The sequence below is a fragment of the Qipengyuania benthica genome (assembly GCF_030717865.1).
In the GTDB taxonomy this organism is placed as follows: Bacteria; Pseudomonadota; Alphaproteobacteria; order Sphingomonadales; family Sphingomonadaceae; genus Qipengyuania; species Qipengyuania benthica.
On record NZ_JAVAIL010000002.1, the window covers coordinates 125856 to 150958 of the forward strand.

The 25103-nt window shown below is 65.1% G+C and carries 23 protein-coding genes and 1 pseudogene; 19 read left to right on the plus strand and 5 right to left on the minus strand.

Annotated features, from left to right (window positions below):
• Positions 1-33 precede the first annotated feature (33 nt).
• Positions 34-884, minus strand: a pseudogene (gene yghU, locus Q9K01_RS05900) (glutathione-dependent disulfide-bond oxidoreductase).
• A gap of 95 nt (positions 885-979) precedes the next feature.
• On the opposite strand from yghU, the gene Q9K01_RS05905 reads away from it, so the two are divergent.
• The 5 genes from Q9K01_RS05905 to Q9K01_RS05925 all read left to right on the plus strand — a co-directional run bounded on the left by Q9K01_RS05905 (position 980) and on the right by Q9K01_RS05925 (position 6973).
• A complete protein-coding gene (locus Q9K01_RS05905; protein ID WP_305929294.1) occupies positions 980-1981 on the plus strand; it encodes a DNA topoisomerase IB in 1002 nt (333 codons plus the stop codon).
• Positions 1982-2045: 64 nt separating this feature from the next.
• Positions 2046-4100 (plus strand): NAD(+) synthase, encoded by a 2055-nt coding sequence (locus tag Q9K01_RS05910; RefSeq protein WP_305929295.1) that lies wholly within the window; start codon positions 2046-2048, stop codon positions 4098-4100.
• 42 nt (positions 4101-4142) lie between these two features.
• Positions 4143-5192, plus strand: a complete 1050-nt coding sequence (locus Q9K01_RS05915; protein ID WP_305929296.1) for a type III polyketide synthase — start codon at positions 4143-4145, stop codon at positions 5190-5192.
• A gap of 6 nt (positions 5193-5198) precedes the next feature.
• Positions 5199-5885, plus strand: a complete 687-nt coding sequence (locus Q9K01_RS05920) for a methyltransferase domain-containing protein (RefSeq protein ID WP_305929297.1) — start codon at positions 5199-5201, stop codon at positions 5883-5885.
• Complete coding sequence (locus tag Q9K01_RS05925; protein ID WP_305929298.1) at positions 5882-6973, plus strand: NAD(P)/FAD-dependent oxidoreductase; 1092 nt, start codon at positions 5882-5884, stop codon at positions 6971-6973. Before Q9K01_RS05920 ends, Q9K01_RS05925 begins: the two co-directional genes overlap by 4 nt.
• Positions 6974-6982: 9 nt before the next feature.
• Here the strand turns inward: Q9K01_RS05925 and Q9K01_RS05930 are convergent, their stop codons facing one another.
• Positions 6983-8062 carry a branched-chain amino acid aminotransferase gene (locus tag Q9K01_RS05930; protein WP_305929299.1) on the minus strand — a complete coding sequence of 360 codons (1080 nt, stop codon included), beginning with the start codon at positions 8060-8062 and terminating at the stop codon, positions 6983-6985.
• A gap of 483 nt (positions 8063-8545) precedes the next feature.
• The gene (locus Q9K01_RS05935) at positions 8546-9100 is read right to left on the minus strand and encodes a hypothetical protein (RefSeq protein ID WP_305929300.1); all 555 of its coding nucleotides are present in this window, start codon (positions 9098-9100) and stop codon (positions 8546-8548) included.
• A 51-nt stretch (positions 9101-9151) separates the two neighbouring features.
• Between Q9K01_RS05935 and Q9K01_RS05940 the strand changes: the two genes are divergently transcribed.
• From Q9K01_RS05940 to Q9K01_RS05995, 12 genes are all read left to right on the plus strand, one after another.
• Complete coding sequence (locus Q9K01_RS05940) at positions 9152-9892, plus strand: TlyA family RNA methyltransferase (protein WP_305929301.1); 741 nt, start codon at positions 9152-9154, stop codon at positions 9890-9892.
• Positions 9893-9977: 85 nt separating this feature from the next.
• Entirely contained in the window at positions 9978-11510 is a 1533-nt protein-coding gene (locus tag Q9K01_RS05945; RefSeq protein WP_305929302.1) for an acyl-CoA carboxylase subunit beta, read from the plus strand.
• 10 nt (positions 11511-11520) lie between these two features.
• Entirely contained in the window at positions 11521-12318 is a 798-nt protein-coding gene (locus Q9K01_RS05950; RefSeq protein ID WP_305929303.1) for a hypothetical protein, read from the plus strand.
• A gap of 2 nt (positions 12319-12320) precedes the next feature.
• Positions 12321-12770, plus strand: a complete 450-nt coding sequence (gene mce / locus Q9K01_RS05955) for a methylmalonyl-CoA epimerase (RefSeq protein WP_305929883.1) — start codon at positions 12321-12323, stop codon at positions 12768-12770.
• Between the two features lie 23 nt (positions 12771-12793).
• Positions 12794-13405 carry a glutathione S-transferase family protein gene (locus Q9K01_RS05960; RefSeq protein WP_305929304.1) on the plus strand — a complete coding sequence of 204 codons (612 nt, stop codon included), beginning with the start codon at positions 12794-12796 and terminating at the stop codon, positions 13403-13405.
• Between the two features lie 35 nt (positions 13406-13440).
• Positions 13441-15609, plus strand: coding sequence for a methylmalonyl-CoA mutase (gene scpA, locus Q9K01_RS05965; protein ID WP_305929305.1), 2169 nt, complete (start codon positions 13441-13443; stop codon positions 15607-15609).
• A gap of 257 nt (positions 15610-15866) precedes the next feature.
• Positions 15867-16889 carry a biotin synthase BioB gene (gene bioB / locus Q9K01_RS05970; RefSeq protein WP_305929306.1) on the plus strand — a complete coding sequence of 341 codons (1023 nt, stop codon included), beginning with the start codon at positions 15867-15869 and terminating at the stop codon, positions 16887-16889.
• Positions 16890-17061: 172 nt separating this feature from the next.
• Positions 17062-17799 carry a heme-dependent oxidative N-demethylase family protein gene (locus Q9K01_RS05975; protein ID WP_340324260.1) on the plus strand — a complete coding sequence of 246 codons (738 nt, stop codon included), beginning with the start codon at positions 17062-17064 and terminating at the stop codon, positions 17797-17799.
• A gap of 16 nt (positions 17800-17815) precedes the next feature.
• Complete coding sequence (locus tag Q9K01_RS05980; RefSeq protein ID WP_305929308.1) at positions 17816-18283, plus strand: lysozyme inhibitor LprI family protein; 468 nt, start codon at positions 17816-17818, stop codon at positions 18281-18283.
• A gap of 2 nt (positions 18284-18285) precedes the next feature.
• Positions 18286-20307 carry an acetyl-CoA carboxylase biotin carboxylase subunit gene (locus Q9K01_RS05985; protein ID WP_305929309.1) on the plus strand — a complete coding sequence of 674 codons (2022 nt, stop codon included), beginning with the start codon at positions 18286-18288 and terminating at the stop codon, positions 20305-20307.
• 5 nt (positions 20308-20312) lie between these two features.
• Complete coding sequence (locus Q9K01_RS05990) at positions 20313-20993, plus strand: O-methyltransferase (RefSeq protein ID WP_305929310.1); 681 nt, start codon at positions 20313-20315, stop codon at positions 20991-20993.
• Positions 20993-21364 (plus strand): tRNA-binding protein, encoded by a 372-nt coding sequence (locus tag Q9K01_RS05995; protein WP_305929311.1) that lies wholly within the window; start codon positions 20993-20995, stop codon positions 21362-21364. Before Q9K01_RS05990 ends, Q9K01_RS05995 begins: the two co-directional genes overlap by 1 nt.
• Before the next feature lie 3 nt (positions 21365-21367).
• Here Q9K01_RS05995 and aroB read toward each other — a convergent pair whose 3' ends face one another.
• Both aroB and Q9K01_RS06005 read right to left on the minus strand, forming a co-directional pair.
• The gene (gene aroB, locus Q9K01_RS06000; RefSeq protein ID WP_305929312.1) at positions 21368-22477 is read right to left on the minus strand and encodes a 3-dehydroquinate synthase; all 1110 of its coding nucleotides are present in this window, start codon (positions 22475-22477) and stop codon (positions 21368-21370) included.
• A complete protein-coding gene (locus tag Q9K01_RS06005; RefSeq protein WP_305929313.1) occupies positions 22468-23037 on the minus strand; it encodes a shikimate kinase in 570 nt (189 codons plus the stop codon). The genes aroB and Q9K01_RS06005 overlap by 10 nt, the downstream gene beginning before the upstream one ends.
• Positions 23038-23109: 72 nt before the next feature.
• Between Q9K01_RS06005 and Q9K01_RS06010 the strand changes: the two genes are divergently transcribed.
• Positions 23110-23244, plus strand: a complete 135-nt coding sequence (locus Q9K01_RS06010; protein ID WP_305929314.1) for a hypothetical protein — start codon at positions 23110-23112, stop codon at positions 23242-23244.
• Positions 23241-25100, plus strand: coding sequence for a hypothetical protein (locus tag Q9K01_RS06015; RefSeq protein ID WP_305929315.1), 1860 nt, complete (start codon positions 23241-23243; stop codon positions 25098-25100). The genes Q9K01_RS06010 and Q9K01_RS06015 overlap by 4 nt, the downstream gene beginning before the upstream one ends.
• Positions 25101-25103: the final 3 nt, after the last annotated feature.

Genomic DNA, 25103 nt, shown 5'->3' on the forward strand with positions numbered 1-25103 from the left:
TGCACCCCCCCGTCGCGCTCGAGGTCGCCTGCCCTACAGTGCCTTGCCCTCGAAATCCGCAGCCGAATGGCGTTCGCGCAATTGCTCGTCGTCCTCGCCCCAGGTCTTGTTGACGATCCGCCCGCGCTTGACCGCGGGGCGCTCGGCGATTGCCTTCACCCAGCGATCGACGTGCCGATATTCGTGGATCGAGAGGAATTTGCGCGCTTCGCCGTAGATTCCGCCGAAGACGAAGGGTGCGAGCCATGGGAAGGTCGCGATGTCGGCCACGGTATAATCGTCGCCGCCGAGATATTGCGACTCCGCCAGACGTTTGTCGGCGACATCGAACAGGCGCTTGGTCTCCATCGCATAGCGGTTGATCGGGTATTCGTATTTCTCCGGCGCATAGGCGTAGAAATGGCCGAAGCCGCCGCCGATGAAGGGCGCGCTTCCGACTTGCCAGAACAGCCAGCTCAGGACCTCGGCGCGGGTCTCACCGGCGGGCATGAAGGCACCGAATTTCTCGGCCAGATGGATCAGGATGGCGCCGCTTTCGAACACCCGACAGGCTTCGCACCACTCCGGTCGAGCAGCGTGGGGATCTTCGAATTGGGGTTGAGATCGACGAAGCCGGAACCGAACTGTTCGCCACTACCGATGTCGATCGTCCAGGCGTCGTATTCGGCTCCGGAGTGACCCGCCTCAAGCAATTCCTCTAGCAGGATCGAGGCCTTCACCCCATTGGGGGTGGCGAGCGAATAGAGCTGGAGATCGTGCTTGCCGATCGGCAGTTCCTTGTCTGCGCGCGGGCCGGCAGTGGGACGGTTGATGTTCGCGAATTTTCCCCCGTTCTCGGCATCGTGGGACCAGATTTCGGGCGGCGAATAGGTGGCGTCGGCCAATGCTTCTCTCCTCGCGAGTGTGATCCGCTAGGTGGGGCTGCGATCCACGACAGGCAAGCGGAACCGGATGTCGGGCGGGCGGTTTGGCCTTGACCATGACCAAGCTCATCTATGTCGACGACGATCTGCCCGGAATCACCCGCAAGCGCGCGGGGCGGGGCTGGGCCTATTACGATCCTGACGGCACGCTGATCTCCGACCGCGAGGAAAAGCGCCGGCTGAATGCGATCGCCTTGCCGCCGGCCTATCGCGATGCTTGGTTCTGCCCGGCACCCAACGGCCATATCCTCGCGACCGGCTACGACGACAAGGGCCGCAAGCAATATCGCTATCACCCGGATTTCCGCGCTAAGCAGGAGAGTGACAAATATGATGGCTGCATCACCTTCGGCAATCTGCTGCCGCTGGTACGCCGCCGGGTGGAAGAGGATTTGCGGGCTCGCAAGTTGACCCGCGAGCGCGCGGTGGCGAGCGTGGTGCGGCTGCTCGATCTGGGTGCGGTGCGGATCGGCAACGAGGGATACGCGGTGCGCAACAAGAGCTACGGCGCCACCACCTTACGCCAGCGTCATGCCGAGGTAACCGGCAATAGATTGCGCCTGCGCTTCAAGGGCAAGGGCGGAAAACTGCGCGAGATGACGCTGACCGACAGCAGTCTGGCACGCGTCGTGCGCAAGATGCAGGATCTGCCCGGGCAGCACGTTTTTCAATACATCGACGACGAGGGTGAGCATCACGCGGTCGGTTCTTCCGATGTGAACGCCTATCTGCGCGAAACCATGGGCGAAGACTTCACCGCCAAGAATTTCCGTACCTGGCATGCCAGCGCCCTGGCTTTCAGTGTGCTGGCCGCGAGCGGGGAGGTTCTGCCCATCAAAGCCGTCCTGGAGGAAGTCGCTGCCTATCTCGGCAACACTCCGGCAGTGACCCGCAGAAGCTATGTCCACCCCGCGGTGATCGATCTCATCGGCAAGCAGGCCGAATGGCGCGAGAACCTGCGCCTTCCGCGCAGCACCCAGTGGCTCAGCCGCGAGGAGCGCGGGCTGCTTGCATTGTTGCAGGACGGGCCATGTGCCGCCGAATTGCTCGCGGCGTGACCCTAAGCCTGACCGCGACCCTGCTCGATTGCGCGCGGGGATGTCTCCCGATACGGATGGTGCCATGACCCAGATCCACCCTTTCTTCGACCTGCACACCCATGGCTTCGTGCGTGTGGCTACCAGCACCCCCAAGGTGCGCACCGCCGATGTCGCCTACAACGCCGACGGGATCATCAGCGAGGCCCGCAAGGCCGCCGAGCAGCAAGTCGATCTGCTGCTTTATCCCGAGCTGAGTCTGTCGTCATACGCGATCGACGATCTGCATCTGCAACTCGCCTTGAGCGAGGCGGTGGAATTGCATCTGGCCCGGATCGTCGAAACGAGCCGCGAGTTTCCGACCGTGCTGGTGATCGGCGCGCCGCTGCGTCGCAATGGTCGAATCTACAATTGCGCCATCGCCATCGCGCGCGGGACCATTCTGGGCGCGGTGCCCAAAAGCTATCTCCCCAACTATCGCGAGTTTTACGAAAAGCGCTGGTTCGCGCATGGCCGCGATTGCGTCGACCTAGCCATCACGATCAACGGCGCGGAAGTGCCGTTCGGGATCGATCTGATTTTTGCGCATGAGAGCATCCCGGGCTTCATCTTTGGGATAGAGATTTGCGAGGACTTCTGGAGCCCGGTTCAGCCGGGTACGCAGGCTGCACTCGCGGGCGCGACCATCCTCCTCAACCTGTCCGCCTCCAACATCACCATCGGCAAGTCTGACGAGCGCCACTTGCTCAGCCGCGCCAGCTCCGCGCGCTCCGTCTGCGCCTATGCCTATTCGGCCAGCGGCCATGGCGAAAGCACCACCGACCTCGCCTGGGACGGGCAGGGGATGATCTACGAACTCGGCGATCTGCTGGTCGAAAGCGTCCGCTTCGACCGCGAACCCGAATTGAGCATCGCCGACATCGATTGCCAGCGCATCCTCAGCGACCGGATGCGGATGCAGACTTTCAACGATGCCGCCGAGGCGGCCGGACGGCCCGAGGATCGCTTCCGCACCGTGGTTTTCGATCATGAACCAGCAGGCGGCGATATCGACCTGATCCGTCCGGTGCGCCGCTTCCCCTTCGTTCCCAATCGCCAGTTCAAGCTCGACGAGGATTGCTACGAAGCCTTCAACATCCAGGTCGAGGGCATCGTGCGGCGGATCGAGGCGACCGATCCGAAATCGCTCGTAATCGGGGTTTCGGGTGGGCTCGACAGCACGCACGCGCTGATCGTGGCCGCCAAGGCCTGCGACAGCCTAGGACTGCCGCGCTCCACCATCCGCGGCTATACGCTTCCGGGCTTCGGTACTTCCGACACGACGAAATCGAACGCCTGGAAGCTGATGGAGGCTCTCGGCGTCACCGCCGAGGAGATCGATATCAAGCCGACTGCGCGGTTGATGCTGGAAAACATCGGCCATGCCTTTGCCGGGGGCGAGCCGGTCTACGACGTGACCTTCGAGAACGTGCAGGCGGGGTTGCGGACCGATTATCTGTTCCGGCTGGCGGGGCAGCATGGTGGCTGGGTGATCGGCACCGGCGATCTGAGCGAGCTTGCCCTGGGCTGGTGCACCTATGGCGTGGGCGACCAGATGAGCCATTACAACGTCAACGCCGGCGTGCCCAAGACGCTGATCCAATATCTCATCCGCTGGACCACGACGACATCCCAGTTCGACGCGGCGTGCGACGAGGTTCTGCTGGCGATCCTCGGGACCGAAATCTCGCCTGAACTCGTCCCGGCGGGCGAAGACGGGGCGATCCAGAGTACCGAGGACACCATCGGTCCCTACGAGTTGAACGATTTCTTTCTGCATCACATCGTGCGCTGGGGTCATAAGCCCAGTCATGTCGCCTTCCTCGCCTGGCATGCCTGGAAGGATGCGAGCGCTGGGCTGTGGCCCGAGGGCTTCGCTGCGGATCGCAAGAACGAATACGACCTCGAGACCATCGCCGGCTGGCTGGAGAAATTCCTACGGCGCTTCTTTCAGTTCAGCCAGTTCAAGCGCAGCGCGCTGCCCAACGGCCCCAAGGTCAGCCCCGGCGGGGCGCTTAGCCCGCGCGGGGATTGGCGTGCGCCGAGTGACGCGGTGGCCGACCTGTGGCTGGCGGAGTTGCGCGACAATCTGCCGCGATAGGAAACTAGCGCAGCGCGCGACCGTTGAAGGTTGGAATCGAGGATGTCTGCCCAGATGAGCGCGCGTATCAATGCTATCGCAACAGCCGTGCCGGATTGCGATTTCGAACAGGATTATCGCCACTGGGCTCTGCGTCGGCTCGAAGGTCGTCGCGAAGCGAAGGTCTTTGCCCGGATGGCGGACCGTTCGGGGATCGAGCATCGCTGGTCGGTGCTCGACGAGGAAGACGCCAAGCTCGAGGAGGGCAGGGGTTTCTATGCCGCCGAACCACCCTCCACCGCGGAGCGCATGGCGATCTACGCACAGGAAGCGCCCGAACTGGCGCTATCCGCCATCGCCAAGCTCGGGGAGGTGGGTACCATCAGCCATATCGTCGTAGCGAGTTGTACCGGCTTCGTAGCGCCGGGGGTCGACCAGATCATCGCGCGGCGGCTGGGTTTGGCCGGCTCGGTCGAGCGGGTGCTGGTGGGATTCATGGGCTGCTATGCTGCAGTCACCGCGCTGCGCACCGCACGCCATATCGTCCGCAGCGAGCCGGGTGCGCGGGTGCTGGTCGTGACGGTCGAACTCTCGAGCCTGCACCACCAAGACCACGACCAGATCGAACCGTTGCTGGCCGGGGCGCAATTCGGCGATGGCGCCGCGGCGGCCGTCGTGACCGGCGAGGGCCCCGGGCTGGAATTGGGTGAAGGCCTTTCCGCCACGCTCGAAGACAGCGCCGGGCTGATCACCTGGCATATTGGCGATACCGGCTTCCACATGCATCTCTCGGGCGAGGTGCCCGGTCGCATCCGCGACGCGCTGCTGACCCCCGAGGTCCGCGACCGGATCGCGGGAGACGCGCTGCCGCAAGCCTTCGCAGTCCATGCCGGCGGTCGCTCGATCCTCGACGCGGTCGAGGCCGGGCTCGCGCTCGGCCCCAGCGCGCTCGACCATTCACGCGCGGTTCTGCGCGATTTCGGCAATATGTCCTCCTCGACACTGATGTTCGTGCTCGAACGCACGTTGCGCGATACCCCTCGCGACGGGGTTGCGCTGGCTTTCGGGCCGGGACTGGCGATGGAAGGGTTCCGCTTCGGCTGGAGCGCGTGAGTTCGAATGCTTGAGAACAGACTGATCGCCCAGGAGATGATGGACGAGCCGGGGATGGATCTGGCGACCTATCGCGCCGTCCTCCAGGATCTCGCCAAGGTCAACCGCACCACCAAGGCCTACGCCCCCACGCTCTCCTACCTCGAGCGCGCGCTGGCCGACCACCAGTCCTTTCGCCTGCTCGATGTCGGTTTCGGCGATGGCGACATGCTGCGCGAGATCGCTGCGTGGGCCGAGCGCAAGGGCAAGACCGCCTATCTGGTGGGGGTGGATCTCAATCCCAAGAGCAAGCAGGTGGCGCGCGAGAGCACGCCAAGCGATCTGCCGATCGAATATTGGACCGGCGATTATGCCGAGGTGATCGCGCGGGATTTCGATCTCGTCATCTCGAGCCTGGTCGCGCATCACATGTCGCATGACGAGCTGGTCGCCTTTCTGGTCGCAATGGACAGGCACGCCAAGCGCGGCTGGTTCATCAACGATCTGCATCGTCACGTTCTGGCCTACAACGCGTACTCTCTGCTTGCCCAGCTGGCGGGGTGGCACCCGATCGTCCGGCACGACGGCCATCTGTCGATCGCGCGTTCCTATCGACCCGCCGAATGGAAGCCGATGCTCAAGGAAGCAGGCGTCACGGATGCGCGCGTGCGGCGCGTATTCCCGTTTCGGCTTTGCGTCGAAAAGCGGCTGTGAACCGATCGACAGACACACCGGTCATTCTGGGGGCGGGGCCTGCGGGGTGTGCTGCCGCGATAGCTTTGGCGCGGAACGGGGGCGAGCCCGTTCTCATCGATCGCGACGCGGAGGTCGGCGATGCGCTGTGCGGCGGCTTCATGAGCTGGCGCACCGCGGCGACCGTGGCAGAGCTCGGTATCGATCTCGCGCAGCTTGGCGCGCAGCGGGTAACCTCCTTGCGATTGTTCGCCGGGCACCATTCGGCGCAGAGCGATTTGCCTGAGCCTGCCTACGGCCTCTCGCGCCGCAGCTTCGACAGCGCCTTGCGCCGTACCGCGATTACGGCAGGCGCAAAGCTCGAGATCGACACGATCCGCGCGCTCGAGCCGGGCTGCGCGCGCGGCGAGGCGCGCGAATACCGGTCCGGTTCACTGTTCCTGGCCAGCGGCAAGCACGATCTGCGTGGAGCGGCCCGCCCGCGCATTGCACGCGATCCTGCGCTCGGGCTGCGGTTGCGGATCGCGACCGATCCTGGCCTGAACGCGCTGGTCGGCGAGAGCATCGAGCTGCACCTGTTCGAGGGTGGCTATGCCGGGATCGTGCTGCAGGAGGATGGCAGCGCGAACGTTTGCCTGGCGCTGCGCAAGTCGCTGCTCGCTCGGGCGGGCAACGAGCCGGCGCATCTGTTCGAAATGTTGGCTGGGGAATCCCCAGCCTTCGCCGAACGGCTCGAATTCGCACCGGCGAACCCGCACATCGATACGATCGCCGCGGTCCCCTATGGCTGGATCGCGCAGAACACTGCCCCCGGACTGTTCCGGCTGGGCGATCAGGCTGCGGTGATACCGAGCCTGGCGGGCGAGGGGATGAGCATCGCCATCGCCAGCGGTATCGCCGCGGCGCAGGCCTGGCAGCAGGGCGGCGGCGCGGCTGCGCCAGCCTATCAGCAGGCGTTCGCTCGCCGCGTTAGGCGGCCCATACGAGTAGCGGAAGCAATCTGGCACATGGGCGAGAACGCGCTCGGAGGGCCTGCGCTGACGCAAATGGCGCAGCATGTCGCTCCGGCGGCGCGGCTGGCGATGCGGCTCAGTCGGATCGCGGCCTGACGATTGCGATCAGAGCTTGGTCACCCAGCCGCGGCCGTCGGCTACGGTGCCGCGCTGGATTCCGACCAAGCGCTCGCGAATCTTGCTGGTCAACTGGCCCGGGCCACCCGAACCGATGGTGAATTCGCCGTCCGGCCCGGCGACCGTCCCCACCGGGGTGACCACAGCCGCTGTGCCGCAGGCCATGGTCTCGAGCAGGCGCCCCGTTCCCGCATCGATCCGCCATTGGTCGATGCTGTAGGGCTCCTCGCGTACGGTCAGCCCCTCGTCGCGCAGCAGCGCGATCAGGCTGTCGCGGGTGATCCCGGGGAGGATCGTCCCAGTGAGCGGCGGGGTGATGACGCTGCCATCGTCGAAGACGAAGAACAGGTTCATTCCCCCCAGCTCCTCGATCCACTTCTTTTCCACCGCGTCCAGAAAAACGACCTGATCGCAGCCCTGCGCAGTGGCTTCGTCCTGGGGGACGAGGCTGGCGGCGTAATTGCCGCCCGTCTTGGCGGCGCCGGTGCCGCCGGGCGCGGCGCGGGTGTAGTTGCGGCTGACCCAGATCTTGACCGCCGGTGCGCCCGATTTGAAATAGCCGCCCACCGGGCTGGCGATCACCATATATTTGTACTGCCGCGCCGGGCGCACGCCGAGAAAGGCCTCGCTGGCGAACATGAAGGGCCGCAGATAGAGCGCACCGCCCTCGATCTCGGGATACCAGCCGCGATCCTTGAGCACGAGCTGGCGGACCGATTCGACGAACAGTTCCTCGGGCAGTTCGGGCATCGCCATCCGCCGAGCCGAATCGTTGAAGCGGCGGGCATTGGCCTCGGGGCGGAACAGAGCAAAACCGCCGTCCTCGTGGCGATAGGCCTTCATGCCCTCGAAGATTTCCTGCGCATAGTGCAGTACCGCCGCCGCCGGATCGAGCGTGATCGGCTGGCGCGGGCCGATCCGCGCGGCGAACCAGCCGCCCTTGTCGGCATCATAGTCGATCTCGACCATGTGATCGGTGAAGAGCTTGCCGAAGCCCGGATCTGCAATCGCCTGCTGGCGGGTTGCACCGGGTACGGGAGCGGGGTGGGCGATCTGTTCGAAGTTCATGCCGAGCGGTTAATCCGCGCAAGTGCGCAGAGCAAGCCGTGTGAAGATAGTATCAGCATGCCGGTCGCCGAATAGGCAAAAACAGCGCGAAAACGCAATTAAATTGCCGCAGCGAACAACATAGCGCGCCAATATGTGAAGGGCAGCCCCGGCCCGGCGCAAGCGCTCGGGATGGAACTGCCCTTCGCATGGTCAGCGGCGGGAAGCGCCGCTTCACGGAGCCTCTAAGGGTAGGTTTTACCGATAGTGCTCCGCGCGGAAACTTGCCGACCTCTCTGCTGAACCATGAGACATCGGATCACCTCCTTTCGCGCTGTTAGAGCCAAAGTACCCCGTCTCCGGGGACAAGACCGCGTTTCGCCGCTGATCTTGATTCGCAATCTGGTTCGCGCGCGGCCTTAAAACAAGCCTTGTAATAAAGTTTTCCCACGTCAGTATCGGTCGCTCCGGTTCGAGCGATCCGGCCAGCCGTTACATTGCAGTTCAGCGACAGTCCTCGATCACCCGCGTGACTTCGGCCCAGGCGGGGAGATAGAGGGTCGGCGAACCCTGCGCCTCGATCGCGAAGCGCCCCTTGGTCAATGCCATAGCATCGAGAATCGGGTCGCGCGCTGTCAGGGCGATCGCCACGGCTGGACCGGCCTCGACCGCAGGCTGCGCCGTGACGATGCGGTCGGCGGTTTCGGTCCGGATCCGCAGCGGGACCGGTTGGGTCGCTTCTGCCGCGCGCGAGAGAACGATGGCATTGCTGCCGAGGTCGCAGCGCATGGTAAAGCGCGCTACGCCCCCGAGTTCGCCGAACAACGCGGTCGAGCCGCCGCTGTGAGCACGATAGGTCCAGTCGCCCGCCGAGCGCGGCGCGTCCATCCAGTCGGCGTAGGTGGGCTGAGGCACCGTCAGCGGGGTGGGTTGCGGGCTCGGCCTTACGACCACCTGCTCGGGTGCCGGCAACGGAGCGGGACGGGGCGCGGGAACGCAGGCGGCGATCGCGAAGGTGAGACCCAGTGCGGCGGCCATATGGGTGTAGATCGGTTTCATATCCGCTCAATGCGCGCTAGGCCGCTTGTTTCCAATGGATCATCTCAAACCATGATCAAGATGCGCCGCCTCGATCAGCTGCTCGTCGAACGCGGGCTGGTGGAAAGCCGCACCCGCGCGCAGGCGCTGGTGATGGCGGGGCTGGTGTTTTCGGGCGAGACCAAGCTCGCCAAGCCGGGCCAGCAATTGCCCGAGGACGCGCCGCTCGAGGTGCGCGGACGCGATCATCCCTGGGTCAGCCGCGGCGGGATCAAGCTGGCGCATGCGCTGGCGCATTTCGAGCTCGACCCGGCAGGTGCGGTCGCGATGGATATCGGCAGTTCGACCGGGGGCTTCACCGACGTGCTGCTGGAAAATGGCGCTGCCCATGTCTTCGCGGTCGACAGCGGGACCAACCAGCTCGCATGGAAGCTGCGCCAGGATTCGCGCGTCACCGTGCTCGAACAGACCAGCGCGCGCATCCTCACACCGGCGATGATAGACCGACCCTGCGGCTGGGTGGTCTGCGATGCGAGCTTCATCGGATTGGCCAAGGTGCTGGAGCGCCCGTTGGAACTTGCGGCACCGCATTGCCGACTGGTGGCGCTGATCAAGCCGCAGTTCGAGGTCGGCCGCGAGGAAGTGGGCAAGGGCGGGGTGGTCCGCGATGCGGCGCTCCATGAGCGGGTCTGCGCCGAGGTGCAGGACTGGGTCGAAGGACTGGGCTTTGCGGTACAGGGGATCGTCGAAAGCCCGATCACCGGACCCGAGGGGAATGTCGAGTTCCTGATCTCGGCGCTGCGCGGCGCGTGAAGCGGCCGGCGGAATCGGGCCGCGGTATTGTGCGAAGCGGCTGCGCTGGCTAACCGCTCGGGGTACGAGTTTTCAGGGGAATTCAATGTCCGCCAATATCGCCGAAATGGAACGTCGCCGCGACGCTGCCCACCTGGGCGGGGGCCAGAAGCGCATCGACGCGCAGCACGCAAAGGGCAAGCTGACCGCGCGCGAACGGCTCGAGGTGCTGCTCGATGAGGACAGTTTCGAAGAAGTCGACACCTATGTCGAACACGACTGCACCGATTTCGGGATGCAGGACCAGAAAATCCCCGGCGATGGCGTGGTCACCGGATCGGGGACGATCAACGGCCGTCTGGTGTTCGTTTTCTCTCAGGATTTCACCGTCTTCGGAGGCTCTCTTAGCAAACGCCATGCGGAAAAGATCTGCAAGGTGATGGATATGGCGCTGAAAGTCGGCGCGCCTGTGATCGGCATCAACGACAGCGGCGGCGCGCGCATCCAGGAAGGTGTGGCGTCGCTCGGGGGCTATGCCGAGGTGTTCCAGCGCAACGTGCTCGCCAGCGGCGTCGTGCCGCAGATCAGCCTGATCATGGGGCCGTGCGCGGGCGGGGCGGTTTATTCGCCGGCGATGACCGACTTCATCTTCATGGTGAAGGACAGCTCCTACATGTTCGTCACCGGGCCCGAGGTGGTCAAGACGGTGACCAACGAGGTGGTGACGCAGGAGGAACTGGGCGGGGCGGTGACGCACACCACCAAGACCAGCGTCGCCGATCTTGCCTTCGAGAACGATATCGAGACGCTGCTCGCAACGCGCGACTTCTTCGATTTCCTGCCGCTCTCCAATAGGCTCGAAGTGCCCGAGCGCCCCACCGCCGACGCCTGGGACCGCGAGGAGCCCAGCCTCGACACGCTGATCCCCGACAACGCCAACCAGCCCTACGACATGCACGAAATCATCGCCAAGGTGCTGGACGAAGGCGATTTCTTCGAGATCCAGCCGGCGCATGCGGGCAATATATTGTGCGGCTTCGGGCGGGTCGAGGGGCGCACGGTGGGCGTGGTCGCCAACCAGCCGATGGTGCTGGCAGGCGTGCTCGACATCAACTCCAGCAAGAAGGCCGCGCGCTTTGTGCGTTTCTGCGACGCCTTCGACATCCCGATCGTCACCTTCGTCGATGTCCCTGGCTTCCTTCCCGGCACCGCGCAGGAGCACAATGGCATCATCAAGCACGGCGCCAAGCTGTTGTTCGCCTACGCCGAGGCAACCGTACCCAAGATCACCGTGATCACCCGCAAGGCCTATGGCGGCGCCTATGACGTCATGGCGTCCAAGCATCTGCGCGGCGATTTCAACTACGCCTGGCCCACCGCCGAGATCGCGGTGATGGGCGCCAAGGGCGCGGTCGAGATCATCTTCCGCCAGGACCGCGACAATCCCGAGAAGATCGCCGACAAGACCAAGGAATACGAGGACCGGTTCGCCAACCCCTTCGTGGCGGCGAGCCGCGGCTATATCGACGAGGTGATACACCCGCGCGCCACGCGCAGGCGGATCGCGCTGGGGCTTAGAAAGCTGCGTGGTAAGGTGCTCGAGAACCCGTGGAAGAAGCACGACAACATCCCGCTGTGAGGAAAGATAATTGGCTAGAACTGACCCCGCGCGCGAACTTGCCTCCACGCTTGAGCAACTGACCAACCATCCAGATCCGAATGCTTCCGTAGATACTGCTATAGCAGGGTTGGCTCGTGTCGATGGGTGGTCATCCGAGTTTTTCCTCGTTCTTTTTGAGTTGATTAGGCGCTGCGAAATTGTCGAAGTGGAGATCAGGCGTCTCCCGCTTGACGAGGACGTGAAAACAGATTCAGTTCGCAGCATTCACCGGATGAAGACGTACTTAAATCAAAAGCAAATTGTTAATCAAAAGATCGCCCAAGCGAAGAGCTCATTGGGTGGGCAAAATATCACCATTCTTAAGATGCTCTCGTCTCAGGTTCGAGAGAACATTTCGTATGAACACTTGATTCCAGAGCAGCGGGATGAATTGCTCGCAGATGTGCGTGCACTGATTGGCTGGCTACACCAGCAGCAGGATCAGGACACGGATTTTATTCGGCAAGCTCTCATCGAGGGCCTGCAGTCCTTCGAATTTCGATTGGATCGTTTGAGTTGGTTTGGTGCGGGCTACGTCATTGATGGCCTCAAAGACGTGCTGCATGCATATCTTGCTTTGCAGGGTGCAATTCCAGAAGTCTCCAACGGCGATGAGCTAATCACTGCTATGCTGATGAAAACAAAGGCATTCATGGGAAAAGCGGTGAAGGCCTTCAATTTCGCTAAAGGAGCTTCTGAAGACACTGGTTGGGTGCTTCAGGCTTATGGTGCAGCGAGTGCACTCCACGATGGAAGTGAGACTATTTCTGGATTGCTTGGAGGATGATGATGAAACTTGGCCGTCTCAACCATATCGGCGTCGCGACGCCTTCGATTGAGGAATCGATCCGCTATTACCGGGATGTCATGGGCGCGACCTCGTCTCACGAACCCTTCGATCTCGAAGAGCAGGGGGTGAAGGTCTGCTTCGTCGATACGCCAGGCGAAAACGGTACCCACGGCACCCAGATCGAGCTGATCGAGCCGCTCGGTCCGGACAGCCCCATCGCCAAGTTCATCCAGCAGAACCCCGCCGGCGCCCAGCATCATGTCTGCTACGAGGTCGAGGATATCGAAGACGCGCGCAAATGGTTCGAGGAACTGGGCAAGCGTATCCTCGGCCCCACACGCATCGGAGCGCATGGGACGCCGATCTTCTTCCTCCACCCCAAGGACATGATGGGACAGCTGACCGAGATCATGGAGACGCCCAAGGGCGATTCGCACTGGTCGAACTGACCGGGACGGGAGAGAGGACGACCATGCTATTCTACGACAGCCCGAACCCCGCACCCAACCCGCGCCGGGTGCGAATCTTCGCCGCCGAGAAGGGGATCGAGCTGCCATCGCAGGAAGTCTCGATCCCGCAGCGCGAGCAGAAGGCGCCCGAGTTCGTTGCGAAGAACCCGCGGGGGCAGACGCCGATCCTCGAGCTGGACGACGGCACCGTCATCGCCGAAAGCGTCGCCATCATGCGCTATCTCGAGGCGCTCAACCCCGAGCCACCGCTGTTCGGCAGCACCCCGCCCGAGATCGCCGAAATCGAGATGTGGAACCGGCGGGTCGAGATGATCCTGATGCTTCCGGTCGGCGCGGTCTGGGTGCACACCCATCGCTTCACCGCCGCGCTGCCGGGTCGCAACGCCGAATGGGGTGAAGCCAATCGGCCACGCGTGGAAGAGGCGATGCGGTTCTTCGATAGCTCGCTCGACGAGCGCGAATTTCTTGCAGGCAGCGCATTCTCGGCGGCCGATATTCTGCTGCTGACGACGTTGGATTTCGCACTGTTCGTCGGGCTGGAAATTCCCGAAGACTGTGCCAGCCTCCGTGAGTGGCACGCACGCGTTTCCGCACGGCCGACCGCTTCCGCCTGATTGGCAAGCGCGGATCGGGGCGCTAGGCGTCTCCCATGACCGATAGACCCAACTACGACGACTGGAAGACCCTCGCCGACAAGGAAGTGAAGGGCCGCGACCTCACATGGCACACGCCCGAGGGCATCGCGATCAAGCCGCTCTACACCTCGGCCGATGTCGGCGCCGAGGGCAGCGCGCTCGATCCCGGCGTCCCCGGCATCGCGCCCTACACCCGCGGGCCTTATGCGAGCATGTACACCGGGCGCCCCTGGACCATCCGGCAATATGCCGGCTTCTCCACCGCCGAGGAATCCAACGCCTTCTACCGCCGCAATCTCGCCGCGGGCCAGAAGGGGCTGTCGGTCGCTTTCGATCTCGCCACCCACCGCGGCTATGATTCCGATCACCCGCGCGTGGTCGGCGACGTCGGCAAGGCCGGGGTCGCGATCGACACCGTGCGCGACATGGAGATCCTGTTCGATTCCATCCCGCTCGACGAAATGAGCGTCTCGATGACGATGAACGGCGCCGTGATCCCGATCATGGCGTTCTACATCGTCGCGGGCGAGCGTCAGGGCGTGCCGCAGGCCAAGCTTTCGGGGACCATCCAGAACGACATTCTCAAGGAGTTCATGGTCCGCAACACCTATATCTATCCGCCCGAGCCGAGCATGCGGATCGTCTCCGACATCATCGCATATACCTCGGCCAACATGCCGAAATTCAACAGCATTTCGATTTCGGGCTATCACATGCACGAGGCCGGGGCGACCGCGGTGCAGGAGTTGGCCTTCACCATCGCCGACGGCAAGGAATATGCAAAGCGCGCGATGGAAGCGGGGCTCGACATCGATGCCTTCGCGCCGCGCCTGTCCTTCTTCTGGGGCATCGGCATGAACTTCTTCATGGAGATCGCCAAGATGCGCGCCGCGCGCGCTTTGTGGCACGAGGTGATGGAAGGGCTCGGCGCGCAGTCCGAAAAGTCCAAGATGCTGCGCACCCATTGCCAGACCAGCGGGGTCAGCCTGCAGGAGCAGGACCCCTACAACAACGTCATTCGCACCACGATGGAGGCGATGGCGGCGGTGCTGGGGGGGACGCAGTCGCTCCATACCAATGCGCTCGACGAGGCGATCGCGCTGCCGACCGATTTTTCGGCCCGGATCGCGCGCAACACCCAACTGGTGATCCAGGAGGAAAGCGGCATCACCAATGTCGCCGATCCGCTGGGGGGCAGCTATTACATCGAAAGCCTGACCGCCGCGCTGATCGAACAGGCGCGCACTCTGCTGGCCGAGGTCGAAGAGGCCGGCGGGATGACCCGCTACGTCGCCAGCGGCAAGCCCAAGGCGGCGATCGAGCGTGCCGCCGCGGTCAAGCAGGCGAGCGTCGATCGCGGCGAGACGGTGGTGGTCGGGGTCAACAAGTACCGCCGCGAGACCGAGGACGAGATCGACACGCTCGATATCGACAACCACGCGGTGCGCACGAGCCAGATCGCAAGGCTGGAAAAGGTCCGCGCCACCCGCGACGACATGAGTTGCAAGGCGGCGCTGGACGCGCTGGCGCGCGGCGCGGCGCAGCGCGAGGGCAATCTGCTCGAGCTCGCGGTCGAGGCGGCGCGCCACGATGCGACGCTGGGGGAGATCAGCCAGGCGATGGAAGACGCCTATGGCCGCTATGACACGCTTCCGGTGCCGGTGCGCGGGGTCTACACCGAAGCCTATGCCGGCGACGATCGCTACACGCAGGTGGTCGAGGGCGTGAAGGCGGTCGAGCGGCGGCTTGGCCATGCGCCGCGGCTGATGGTCGCCAAGATGGGCCAGGACGGCCACGACCGCGGCGCCAATGTCATCGCATCCGCCTTTGCCGACATGGGCTTCGAGGTGGTCTCGGGACCGCTGTTCCAGACGCCCAAGGAAACGCTGGCGATGGCGCTGGAGAAAGAGGTCGACGCGATCGGCGCCAGCAGCCTCGCGGCGGGGCACAAGACGCTGATCCCCGAGCTGATCGGCCTGCTGAAGGAAGCGGGCCGCCCCGACATCAAGGTGATCGCCGGCGGGGTGATCCCGCAGAAGGATTATGAGTACCTGCGCGATGCGGGGGTGCAGGGCATCTACGGGCCGGGCTCGAATGTTGTGGAGTGCGCTGCGGACGTGCTGCGGCTGCTGGGGCACAATATGCCGCCGGCTGGGGAGGATCTGGACGAGGCGGCGGAGTGAGGGCGGCTTCCGAAACTCGTCTTTGCGAGCGTAGCGGGGCTCCTCGCAATGACGAAGGAGGGGGCTTGTCTTGTACCCCGTCACCCTGAACTTGTTTCAGGGTCCATTTCACCCCACGCACAGCTGCTAATGAGGAAGAATGGATGCTGAAACAAGTTCAGCATGACGGGAATGGAGAAGTTGATGCGCGGCCAGACCGACACCTGAGCCACTCGTCATTAGATCAAAATAATCCAACGCAAACTCAGGACAATTAAGTGACCCCCAACCCCTCCCAAATCCGCACCGACTGGACCCGCGACGAGATCGCCGCGCTGTTCGAGCTGCCCTTCACCGAATTGCTGTTCCAGGCGGCGAGCGTCCACCGCGCGAACCATCCGCCCGAGCAGGTCCAGCTCTGCACGCTGCTGAGCATCAAGACCGGCGGGTGCCCGGAGGATTGCGGCTATTGCTCGCAATCGGTGAAGGCCGACAGCGGCGTTGCGGCGACCAAGCTGATGGATGTGCAAGCCGTGCTGCAATCCGCGGCGCAGGCCAAGGACCATGGCAGCCAGCGCTTCTGCATGGGCGCCGCCTGGCGCAACCCCAAGGACCGCGACATGCCCGCGATCGTGGAGATCGTGAAGGGCGTGCGCGCGATGGGGCTCGAGACCTGCATGACGCTGGGGATGCTGACGCCGCGCCAGGCCGACATGCTCAAGGAGGCGGGGCTCGATTACTACAACCATAATATCGACACCGGGCCCGAATATTACGAGCGCGTGATCACCAGCCGCAAATACGAGGACCGGCTCGACACGCTTCAGAACGTTCGTGAGGCGGGGATCAACGTCTGTTCGGGCGGGATCGTCGGGATGGGCGAGACGCGCGCCGACCGGGTCGGCTTCGTCCACACGCTCGCAACGCTCGAGCGCCACCCCGAGAGCGTGCCGGTCAACGCGCTGGTCCCGGTCAAGGGCACGGTGCTGGGCGACATGCTCGCCGACACGCCGCTGGCCAAGATCGACGATATCGAATTCGTCCGCACCGTCGCGGTGGCGCGGATCTGCATGCCGCTGAGCATGGTGCGGCTGTCCGCCGGGCGTGAAAGCATGAGCGAGGCGACGCAGGCGCTGTGCTTCCTCGCCGGAGCGAATTCGATCTTCACCGGCGACAAGCTGCTCACCGCCGCCAATGCCGGCGACGAGAGCGATGGCGCTCTGTTCGCCAAGCTGGGGCTCACGCCGCTGCAGGGCGAAGAGCCGATGCGGGCGTGTAAGGTCAGCGAGCCGGCCGAGTGACCACCTGTCAGCCCCGTCACCCTGGCCCCCGAGCCGGGGTCCAGCTGCCTTCGGGCGCGGCGCTCGAAGCAAGCTGGACCCCGGATCAAGTCCGGGGTGACGGTGGGATTTGTCTCTAGGCTTCTCCGTCGATCAACTGCTCCCCAAAGCGCGCGGCGGCGGGCAGCTCCAAATGGGCCTGGCGAGGGTCGACGAGCGCGAGTGGCTGCAGCCCGACCCCGATCGCGTTGCGCGGGCCGAGGGGTTCGCGGACTACCCCGAAGGCATCCAGCTTGCGCCCGAGGCAGAAGCACCCGGGCTAGAACTGGCGGCAATGCTCGGGCTCGCCGGCAGCTTGTCCGAGGCCGCAGCCGCGCATCACGAAGACATGTGCCTGCTCACAAGGCGCGAGGGCGAAGACGTCTATCGCCTCGTCGGTGCGGCGGTGGCTTGGCCCTCGGACTGGCGGCCTGCGCAAAAGCTGGGCCTCTCGCTGACCGCGCTGCATGCGCCGATCCACGGCTATGCCGAGCAGCTTGCCAGCGGAGTGGACCACTTCATGGAACGGCTCGAAGCGGGCAAGATCTTCGGCCGCTGCAACTGGTTCATTGCGCCCACCCGAGCGCGGCGCTGGGTGGCAGAAGCGCCCGAGCGCGCCTTCGCGCGTGTCGATGCCGAGAACGCGGGCGAGACGCTGTTCGTCCGCTCCGAACGCCAGACGCTGCGGCGTTTGCCCGAAACCGGCGCGATCCTTTTCACCATCGGCGTCTATGTGGAACCGCTCGGTGCCTTGTCGGATGCAAATGTGGCGATGCTGGAGCGCGCAGTGCGCTCCCTGGTGGCGGGCGAAGGCGATCGGCGCGGCGCAGGGGCTTACGCGGCGGCGCTAATCGGCTATGCGACCCGCCGAGGTCTGGGGACGGGGACGTGATGCGAGCGAGAAATCGATGCGGCAATTGCGAGCGGGCGGCATGATCGCGCTGTCGCTCGCGACGGCGCTTGCCACGGCGCTGGCGCCGCAGGTCGCGATCCCGGCGCGGGAAGCCGCGGATTGCGCCGAACCCCTCACTCAGGCTGCGATGAATATCTGCGCCGTGCAGGACTATGCCCGCGCCGATGCCGAACTCAACCGGGTCTGGCGCGAGTTGCGTATCGTTGCCAAGCGCGCCGATGAGCATTCCCGCGCCGACGGCCGACCGGGCCATTGGGCGAGTCTGCTCGAGGCGCAGCGCGCCTGGCTCGGCTATCGCGATGCGCATTGCCGTCTCGTCGGCTATGATGCTCGCGGCGGTTCGCTGGAGCCGATGCTCGTATCCGGCTGCAAGACCGAATTGACCCGCGCCCGCACCCAGCGCATGCGGGAATTGCTTACCAATCAGGTGTCCGGCGAAGCCAAGGCCGGAGCGGAGAAATAGCTGTGTTCAAGAAAATCCTCATCGCCAATCGTGGCGAGATCGCTTGCCGCGTGATCAAAACCGCACGGCGGATGGGCATCGCCACGGTGGCGGTCTATTCCGATGCCGACGCACGCGCGCCCTTCGTCCGTATGGCGGACGAGGCGGTGCGGATCGGGCCCGCGCCGGCCTCCGAGAGCTATCTGCTCGCCGAGAAGATCATCGAGGTCTGCAAGGCTACCGGCGCCGATGCGGTGCATCCGGGGTATGGGTTTCTCTCCGAGCGCGCGAGTTTCGTCGAGGCGCTAGATGCCGCCGGGATCGCGTTCATCGGCCCCCCCGCTGGCGCGATCGCGGCGATGGGCGACAAGATCGAGAGCAAGAAGCTGGCGCGCGCCGCCGGGGTCAACACCGTGCCCGGCTCCGAAGGCGCGATCGCCGACACCGCCGAGGCGCTCGAATGGGCCAACCGGATCGGCTATCCGGTGATGATGAAGGCCAGCGCGGGCGGCGGCGGCAAGGGGATGCGGCTCGCCTGGAACGACAAGGATGTCGAGGAAGGCTTCGAGGCGACGCAGCGCGAGGGACTCAACAGCTTCGGCGACGAGCGGGTCTTCATCGAGAAATTCATCGAGGATCCGCGCCATATCGAGATCCAGATCCTCGGCGACAAGCACGGCACCATTCTCTATCTCAACGAACGCGAATGCTCGATCCAGCGCCGCCACCAGAAGGTGGTCGAGGAAGCGCCGTCGCCCTTCGTGACCCCGAAGATGCGCCAGGCGATGGGCGAGCAGAGCGTCGCGCTGGCGCGGGCGGTGGACTACCATTCGGCGGGCACGGTCGAGCTCATCGTCAGCGGCGCCGACCCGACGGGCGAGAGCTTCTATTTTCTCGAGATGAACACAAGGCTGCAGGTCGAGCACCCGGTGACCGAGGCGATCACCGGGATCGATCTGGTCGAGCAGATGATCCGCGTCGCCGCGGGCGAAAAGCTGGCGATGGCGCAGGACGATGTCGGCATCGAGGGCTGGGCGATCGAGAACCGCGTCTATGCCGAGGATCCCTATCGCGGCTTCCTTCCCTCGATCGGCAGACTGGTGCACTACCAGCCCCCGGTCGAACCCTGGAGCGACGACGGCGCCGCCAACGGCCGCCGCGGTGTCGCCGGCGTCCGTGTCGACGACGGGGTTTTCGAAGGCGGCGAGGTCTCGATGTTCTACGATCCCATGATCGCCAAGCTGGTGACCTGGGGCGAAACCCGCGACGAAGCCGCCGACCTGCAGGTGCGCGCGCTCGACGCCTTCCGCATCGAGGGGCTGGGGCACAATGTCGATTTCCTCAGCGCGATCATGCAGCATCCGCGCTTCCGCTCCGGCGAACTGACCACCGGCTTCATCGCCGAGGAATATCCCGATGGCTTCGAAGGCGCCGCGACCTCGGACGAACTCAAGCGCGGTCTTGCTGCGGTGGGCGGGATCATCGCCACCGCCGATGCCGATCGCGCGGGAAGGATCGACCAGCAGCTCAACGGCTCCCCCTACGCGCCCGGCGAATGGACGGTCCGGATCGCGGGCAAGGACTACGCGGTCGAGCTCGAGGAAGACGCGATCACCGTCGATGGCGAACCGGTGGCGCTGGAGATGGAATACACGCCGGGCGCGCGTGTGGTCGAGATCGAGATCGACGACGAGCGGCTGACGCTGCAGCTCGCACCCACCCGCGGCGGCTATGCGGTGACGACCCGCGGCGCGAAGCACACCATGCGGATTCTCCAGACCCGCGTCGCGCATCTCGCCGATCACATGATCGAGAAGATCCCGCCGGATTTGTCCAAGCTGCTGATCTGCCCGATGCCCGGCCTGCTGGTGAAGCTCCATGTGGCGCAGGGCGACAAGGTGCAGCCGGGCCAGCCGCTCGCGACGGTCGAGGCGATGAAGATGGAGAACATCCTGCGCGCCGAGAAGGAAGCGACCGTCGCCAAGATCAACGCCGGGGAGGGTGACAGCCTGGCGGTGGACGAAGTGATCCTCGAACTGGAGTAGCCGCCATGTCGGGCGTCGCAGGATGGAAGGCGGTGGACGACGGCTGGCAGGCGGTCGACGGTTTTATCGCCGACCGATTGCTCCCCGAGGATTCGGTTCTGGCCGAGTGCCTGGAGCGCTGTTCGGCCGCCGGCCTGCCCGATATCGCCGTCTCCGCGGCGCAGGGTCGCTTCCTGCAGATGCTGGTCGCGCTGAGCGGCGCTCGGCGCGTGCTCGAGATCGGGACCCTCGGGGGTTATTCGACGATCCACCTCGCGCGCGGTCTGGCGCCAGGCGGGCAGTTGGTAACGCTCGAGGCGCAGGCCTCCTTCGCGCAAGTCGCTCTGGCGAATTTCCGTGCGGCGGGACTGGCCGACCGGATCGAGCTGCATATCGGCGAAGCCTTGACGAACTTGCCCGGTCTGACCGGACCGTTCGACCTCACCTTCATCGACGCCGACAAGCCGAACAATTGTGCCTATGTCGACCATGCCCTGCATCTCTCGCGACCCGGCGCCTTGATCGTGGTCGACAATGTGGTCCGTGAGGGGACCGTCCTCGAGCCGGCGGACAACGACGAATCGGCGATCGGAACGCGAGCCTTGTACGCCCATGTATTTCAACACGCTCGGCTCGAGGCCACCGCGCTGCAGACAGTGGGCGGCAAGGGTTGGGACGGGATGATGTTCCTGAGGGTGAAATCCTAATGCATCTGGCCCACTCTCCTGGTGCCCCGGTCCAAGAGCGAATCGCCTTCGAGCGGTTTCTCGAAACCGATGTCCGCGTGGGCACGATCCTTTCCGCCGAAGCTTTTCCCGAGGCGCGCAAGCCGTCCTATCGGCTTGTGGTGGATTTCGGTACGGGGATCGGGACGAGGAAGAGCTGCGCGCAGATCGCGGCCAATTACACGCTCGCCGAGCTCCCCGGGCGGCAGGTGGCGGCGATGGTCAATTTCCCGCCGCGCCAGATTGGGCCGGCGATGTCTGAAGTGCTGGTGCTGGGCTTTGCCGATGCTGCGGGCGAGGTAGTGCTGTTCGCCCCCGATGCGCCGGTCCCGAACGGGTCGCGCTTGTTCTAGGCCTCAGTGCCTGTGCAGATGTTCGTCGAGGAACAGCGCGACATCCGCCAGCGCCACCGTGCGGTCGAGATAGGCATCTCCGATCCCGCGCAGCAGCACGAAGGGCAGGGTGCCCGCGTCCATCTTCTTGTCGTGCTTCATGTGTTCGACCAGCGCCGCGCCGTCGCAGTCGAGCGCCAGCGCCGCGATCTCTGCGGGCAGGCCTGCGGCATCGACCGCCGCGGTGACCCGTTCGGCATCGGCGAGCGACAGATGGCCAAGCCGCGCCGAATAGCGCGCCGCGAGTACCATGCCGAGCGCCACCGCCTCGCCGTGCAGCAGCCGGTCGGAGAATCCCCCCTCGGCTTCGAGCGCATGACCGAACGTGTGACCCAGATTGAGCAGCGCCCGCGCACCGGAGGTCTCGCGCTCGTCCTCGGCGACGATCCGCGCCTTGGCGGCGACGCTGGTGGCGACTGCGTGTTCGAGCGATTTTTCTTCGATCGCGAGCACCTTGCTGCCGTTTTCGGCCAGCCAGTCGAAGAAGCCGCGATCGCCCAGCACGCCGTATTTGAGCACCTCGGCATAGCCCGCGCGCAATTCGCGCGGGGGCAGCGTGGCGAGCGTGGCAAGATCGGCGAGCACCAGTGCGGGTTGGTGGAAAGCACCGACGAGGTTCTTGCCCGCCGCGGTGTTGATCGCGGTCTTGCCGCCGACCGAGCTGTCGACCTGCGCCAGCAAGGTGGTGGGTAGCTGGATGAAGCCGCAGCCGCGCTTGAGGATGGCGCAGGCGAAACCGGCGAGATCGCCGACGACGCCGCCGCCGAGCGCGACCACATGATCGCCGCGTTCGACGCCCTGCGCCAGCAGCCAGTCGGTCAGGCGCTCGAGTTCGGACCAGGATTTCGAGCCTTCGCCGGGTGCGACCTCGTACCATTGCGCGGTCCTGCCGCTCGAATGGAGCGTCTCCTGGAGCGTTGCGCCCCAGTGCCGCCGCGCATTGGCATCGGCGACGATCGGCACCGCGGATTTGCGCAGCAAGGGGCCGGCAAGCGCTGGGAGCCGCGCCAGCAGGCCCGGTCCGATATGCACCTCGTAGGAGCGCCCGCCGAGTTCCACCGGGATCACAGCCATGAATCAATTGCCTCGAGAATGCGTAGCGCCGTTGCATTGTGCGGGCCATCGTCTGTCACCACATGGCAATCGGCCTGCGAGTAGGAACCGCTGCGCCGCTCCTTGAGGTCGAGCAGTATGGCATGCGGATCGCCCTGGCGCAGCAGCGGGCGAGAATCGCGCCGCGCGGTGCGTTCGACCAGCGTCTCGATATCGCAGTCGAGCCAGACCGAGATCGCCTTCTCGCGGATCAGCCCGCGGGTTTCCGGATCGACGAAGGCGCCGCCGCCGGTGGCGATCACGCCCTGCTTCTCGCCTATCAGCCGCCCCATCACCCGCCGCTCGCCATTCCGAAAATAGGGTTCGCCGAACTCCTCGAAAATCTCGGCGACCGAGCGGTCGGCCGCGCGCTCGATCTCATCGTCGACATCGACGAAATCGACCCCGATGAGGTTGGCGAGCCGCCGCCCGACGGTGGATTTGCCCACCCCCATCAAGCCGACGAGCACGATCGGTCGGTCGATCCGGCGCGCGATCCGGGCAATATCCTGCTGGGTAAGGCTGGGGGCCGTCTGGGTCATTGCTGCATGGCCTAGAGATGGGCTATCGGGCAGGCAAGCATGGCACATATTGCACGGACTAAAGCACAGATAATGAAGGGACAGCGTATCGGCATGATCGCCGCGTTCATCCTCCTGTCGATCCTGATCCTCGCCTGGTACGATGGCGGCGAAGAGGCGATGCGCCCCATCGAGCAGGCCGTCCCTCTTCCCCAGGCGGTCCGATGACGCGCGGCTGGCTCGCCGCCGGCGTCGCGGCGATGGCGCTGGGCTCGAGCCTGGCGCTGGCGCAGGGGCAGCCCGTAGACCTGCTTCCGCCAGGGTTCGAGGCGCCGACGCCGACGCCGACACCAGCTCCGGCGCCGACTCCCAGCCCGCGACCCGCCGCCACACCAGCACCATTGCCGGGTGCCGCTCCCACACCGGTCAGGCGTCCGGGCGAAGTGGTGCAGCCGCTCCCCACTGCCCCCTCGACCAGCTCTTCCGCCGCCGACCTCGCCGACCTGCCGACGCTTCGCGAGCTGGAGAACATGTCGACCGACGAGCTCGACGAGCTGCTCGGGCTCAAGCCCCGGTTCGACATCCCGCCCGCCGCCCGCCGCTCGACCGAGCGGGTCGGGATCATCGGCCCGCAGGAAGGCGGAATGCCCGTAGCCTCGCTCGCCAACCAGCCCGCCACGCTGGTGCGCGCGGTGCTGACCGGGACCGACGGTCAGCTAGTTTCGCGCTGGGGCCATATCCTGCTGCGCCGGGCGCTTGCCAGCCGCCTCGCCGCGCCAGCCGGGATGGGCGCGGTCGAATTCGCCGCGCTGCGCGCCGGTCTGCTCAACCGCATGGGCGAGCACACCGCCGCGCGCGCGCTGGTGCAGGACATCGATACCGCCGATTACGACGAGAATCTCACCGGTGCCGCTCTGGACGCCTATATCGGCACTGCCGATATCGTTGGCGCCTGCCCCGCGGTGCGGCTGTCGCGCGAAGCCCGCGAGGGCGGCGAGTGGCGGATGCTGCAGGCAATCTGCAACGCCTATGCCGGCGAGGAAACCCGCGCCGGCAACGATCTGCGACGGCTGATGAATTCGGGCACGGTGCCGCGGATCGATTCGCTGCTGGCGCAGCGTTTCGCCGGGGCCGCCGGCGCCGGACGGCGCGCGGTGAATATCGAGTGGAACGATGTCGAGGAAGTGACCCCCTGGCGGTTCGCGCTGGCCAATGCGCTGGGAGTGGACATTCCCGTGGAGCTTGCCGGAACGCTCTCGCCGGCGCTGGAACTGCAGACTGCGACCGCGCCGATGCTGCCTTTGCCTCAGCGCGTGGCGGGGGCGAAAATGGCCGCCGAGAGGGGGATTCTCTCCTCCGAGGCGCTGATTGATCTCTATTCGCAGATTTACGCTCTGGACGACATGGAGATCGAGGCGCGCGCCACGGCCGTGCAACTGCGCAACGCCTATGTCGATGACGATCCGGCGGCGAGGCTGGCGGCCATGCGCGATATCTGGAGCGGCGAGCGGGGCGAGGATTTCGGACCCTATGTACTCACGGCCTATGCCGCGGCGCGGTTGCCCCCCAACGAAGCGTTGGCGGACGATGCGGCGGCGCTGATTTCCTCCATGCTCGCCGCCGGTCTCGACCGGGATGCGCAGCGCTGGAGCGGGGTCGTCGAGGACGGCAGCATGGCCTGGGGCATACTCGCGGTCGCCACACCGGGCGCATCGGCCCAAGTGAGCGGCGGCGATCTTGGAAGTTTCATCGATAACGACGGCAGTACCCGCCAGCTCGGATCGCGACTGCTGCTGGCGGGGCTTGCCGGGTTGGGGCGGATCGATCCCTCGGACATAGCCGGATACAGCGAGGATCTGGGCGTGGATCTCTCTCGCCGGAGCGTCTGGACCGAGCGCATTTCACAGGCCGCGCAGGCCGACAATCCGGCGCTGGTTGCCTTGCTGGCGGGGCTGGGGATGCAGGGTGAGAGCTGGCAGCGGATGACCGCGCTGCATCTCTATCATATCGTCCGCGCGCTCGATGCCGTCGGGATGAATGCCGAAGCGCGGATGATCGCGGCCGAGGCGGTCGCCCGGGCGTGATCG

Bases quoted from the DNA above. Each gene is read 5' to 3' on its own strand.
- Q9K01_RS05915 (WP_305929296.1), top strand. From the start codon at position 4,143: ATGTCTGCCCAGATGAGCGCGCGTATCAATGCTATCGCAACAGCCGTG.
- Q9K01_RS05920 (WP_305929297.1), top strand. From the start codon at position 5,199: ATGCTTGAGAACAGACTGATCGCCCAGGAGATGATGGACGAGCCGGGG.
- Q9K01_RS05905 (WP_305929294.1), top strand. From the start codon at position 980: ATGACCAAGCTCATCTATGTCGACGACGATCTGCCCGGAATCACCCGC.
- scpA (WP_305929305.1), top strand. From the start codon at position 13,441: ATGACCGATAGACCCAACTACGACGACTGGAAGACCCTCGCCGACAAG.
- Q9K01_RS06010 (WP_305929314.1), top strand. From the start codon at position 23,110: ATGAAGGGACAGCGTATCGGCATGATCGCCGCGTTCATCCTCCTGTCG.
- Q9K01_RS05940 (WP_305929301.1), top strand. From the start codon at position 9,152: ATGATCAAGATGCGCCGCCTCGATCAGCTGCTCGTCGAACGCGGGCTG.
- Q9K01_RS05945 (WP_305929302.1), top strand. From the start codon at position 9,978: ATGTCCGCCAATATCGCCGAAATGGAACGTCGCCGCGACGCTGCCCAC.
- Q9K01_RS05935 (WP_305929300.1), bottom strand. From the start codon at position 9,100: ATGAAACCGATCTACACCCATATGGCCGCCGCACTGGGTCTCACCTTC.
- Q9K01_RS06015 (WP_305929315.1), top strand. From the start codon at position 23,241: ATGACGCGCGGCTGGCTCGCCGCCGGCGTCGCGGCGATGGCGCTGGGC.
- mce (WP_305929883.1), top strand. From the start codon at position 12,321: ATGAAACTTGGCCGTCTCAACCATATCGGCGTCGCGACGCCTTCGATT.
- aroB (WP_305929312.1), bottom strand. From the start codon at position 22,477: ATGGCTGTGATCCCGGTGGAACTCGGCGGGCGCTCCTACGAGGTGCAT.
- Q9K01_RS05995 (WP_305929311.1), top strand. From the start codon at position 20,993: ATGCATCTGGCCCACTCTCCTGGTGCCCCGGTCCAAGAGCGAATCGCC.
- Q9K01_RS05910 (WP_305929295.1), top strand. From the start codon at position 2,046: ATGACCCAGATCCACCCTTTCTTCGACCTGCACACCCATGGCTTCGTG.
- Q9K01_RS06005 (WP_305929313.1), bottom strand. From the start codon at position 23,037: ATGACCCAGACGGCCCCCAGCCTTACCCAGCAGGATATTGCCCGGATC.
- Q9K01_RS05960 (WP_305929304.1), top strand. From the start codon at position 12,794: ATGCTATTCTACGACAGCCCGAACCCCGCACCCAACCCGCGCCGGGTG.
- Q9K01_RS05980 (WP_305929308.1), top strand. From the start codon at position 17,816: ATGCGGCAATTGCGAGCGGGCGGCATGATCGCGCTGTCGCTCGCGACG.
- Q9K01_RS05975 (WP_340324260.1), top strand. From the start codon at position 17,062: ATGGGCCTGGCGAGGGTCGACGAGCGCGAGTGGCTGCAGCCCGACCCC.
- Q9K01_RS05990 (WP_305929310.1), top strand. From the start codon at position 20,313: ATGTCGGGCGTCGCAGGATGGAAGGCGGTGGACGACGGCTGGCAGGCG.
- Q9K01_RS05930 (WP_305929299.1), bottom strand. From the start codon at position 8,062: ATGAACTTCGAACAGATCGCCCACCCCGCTCCCGTACCCGGTGCAACC.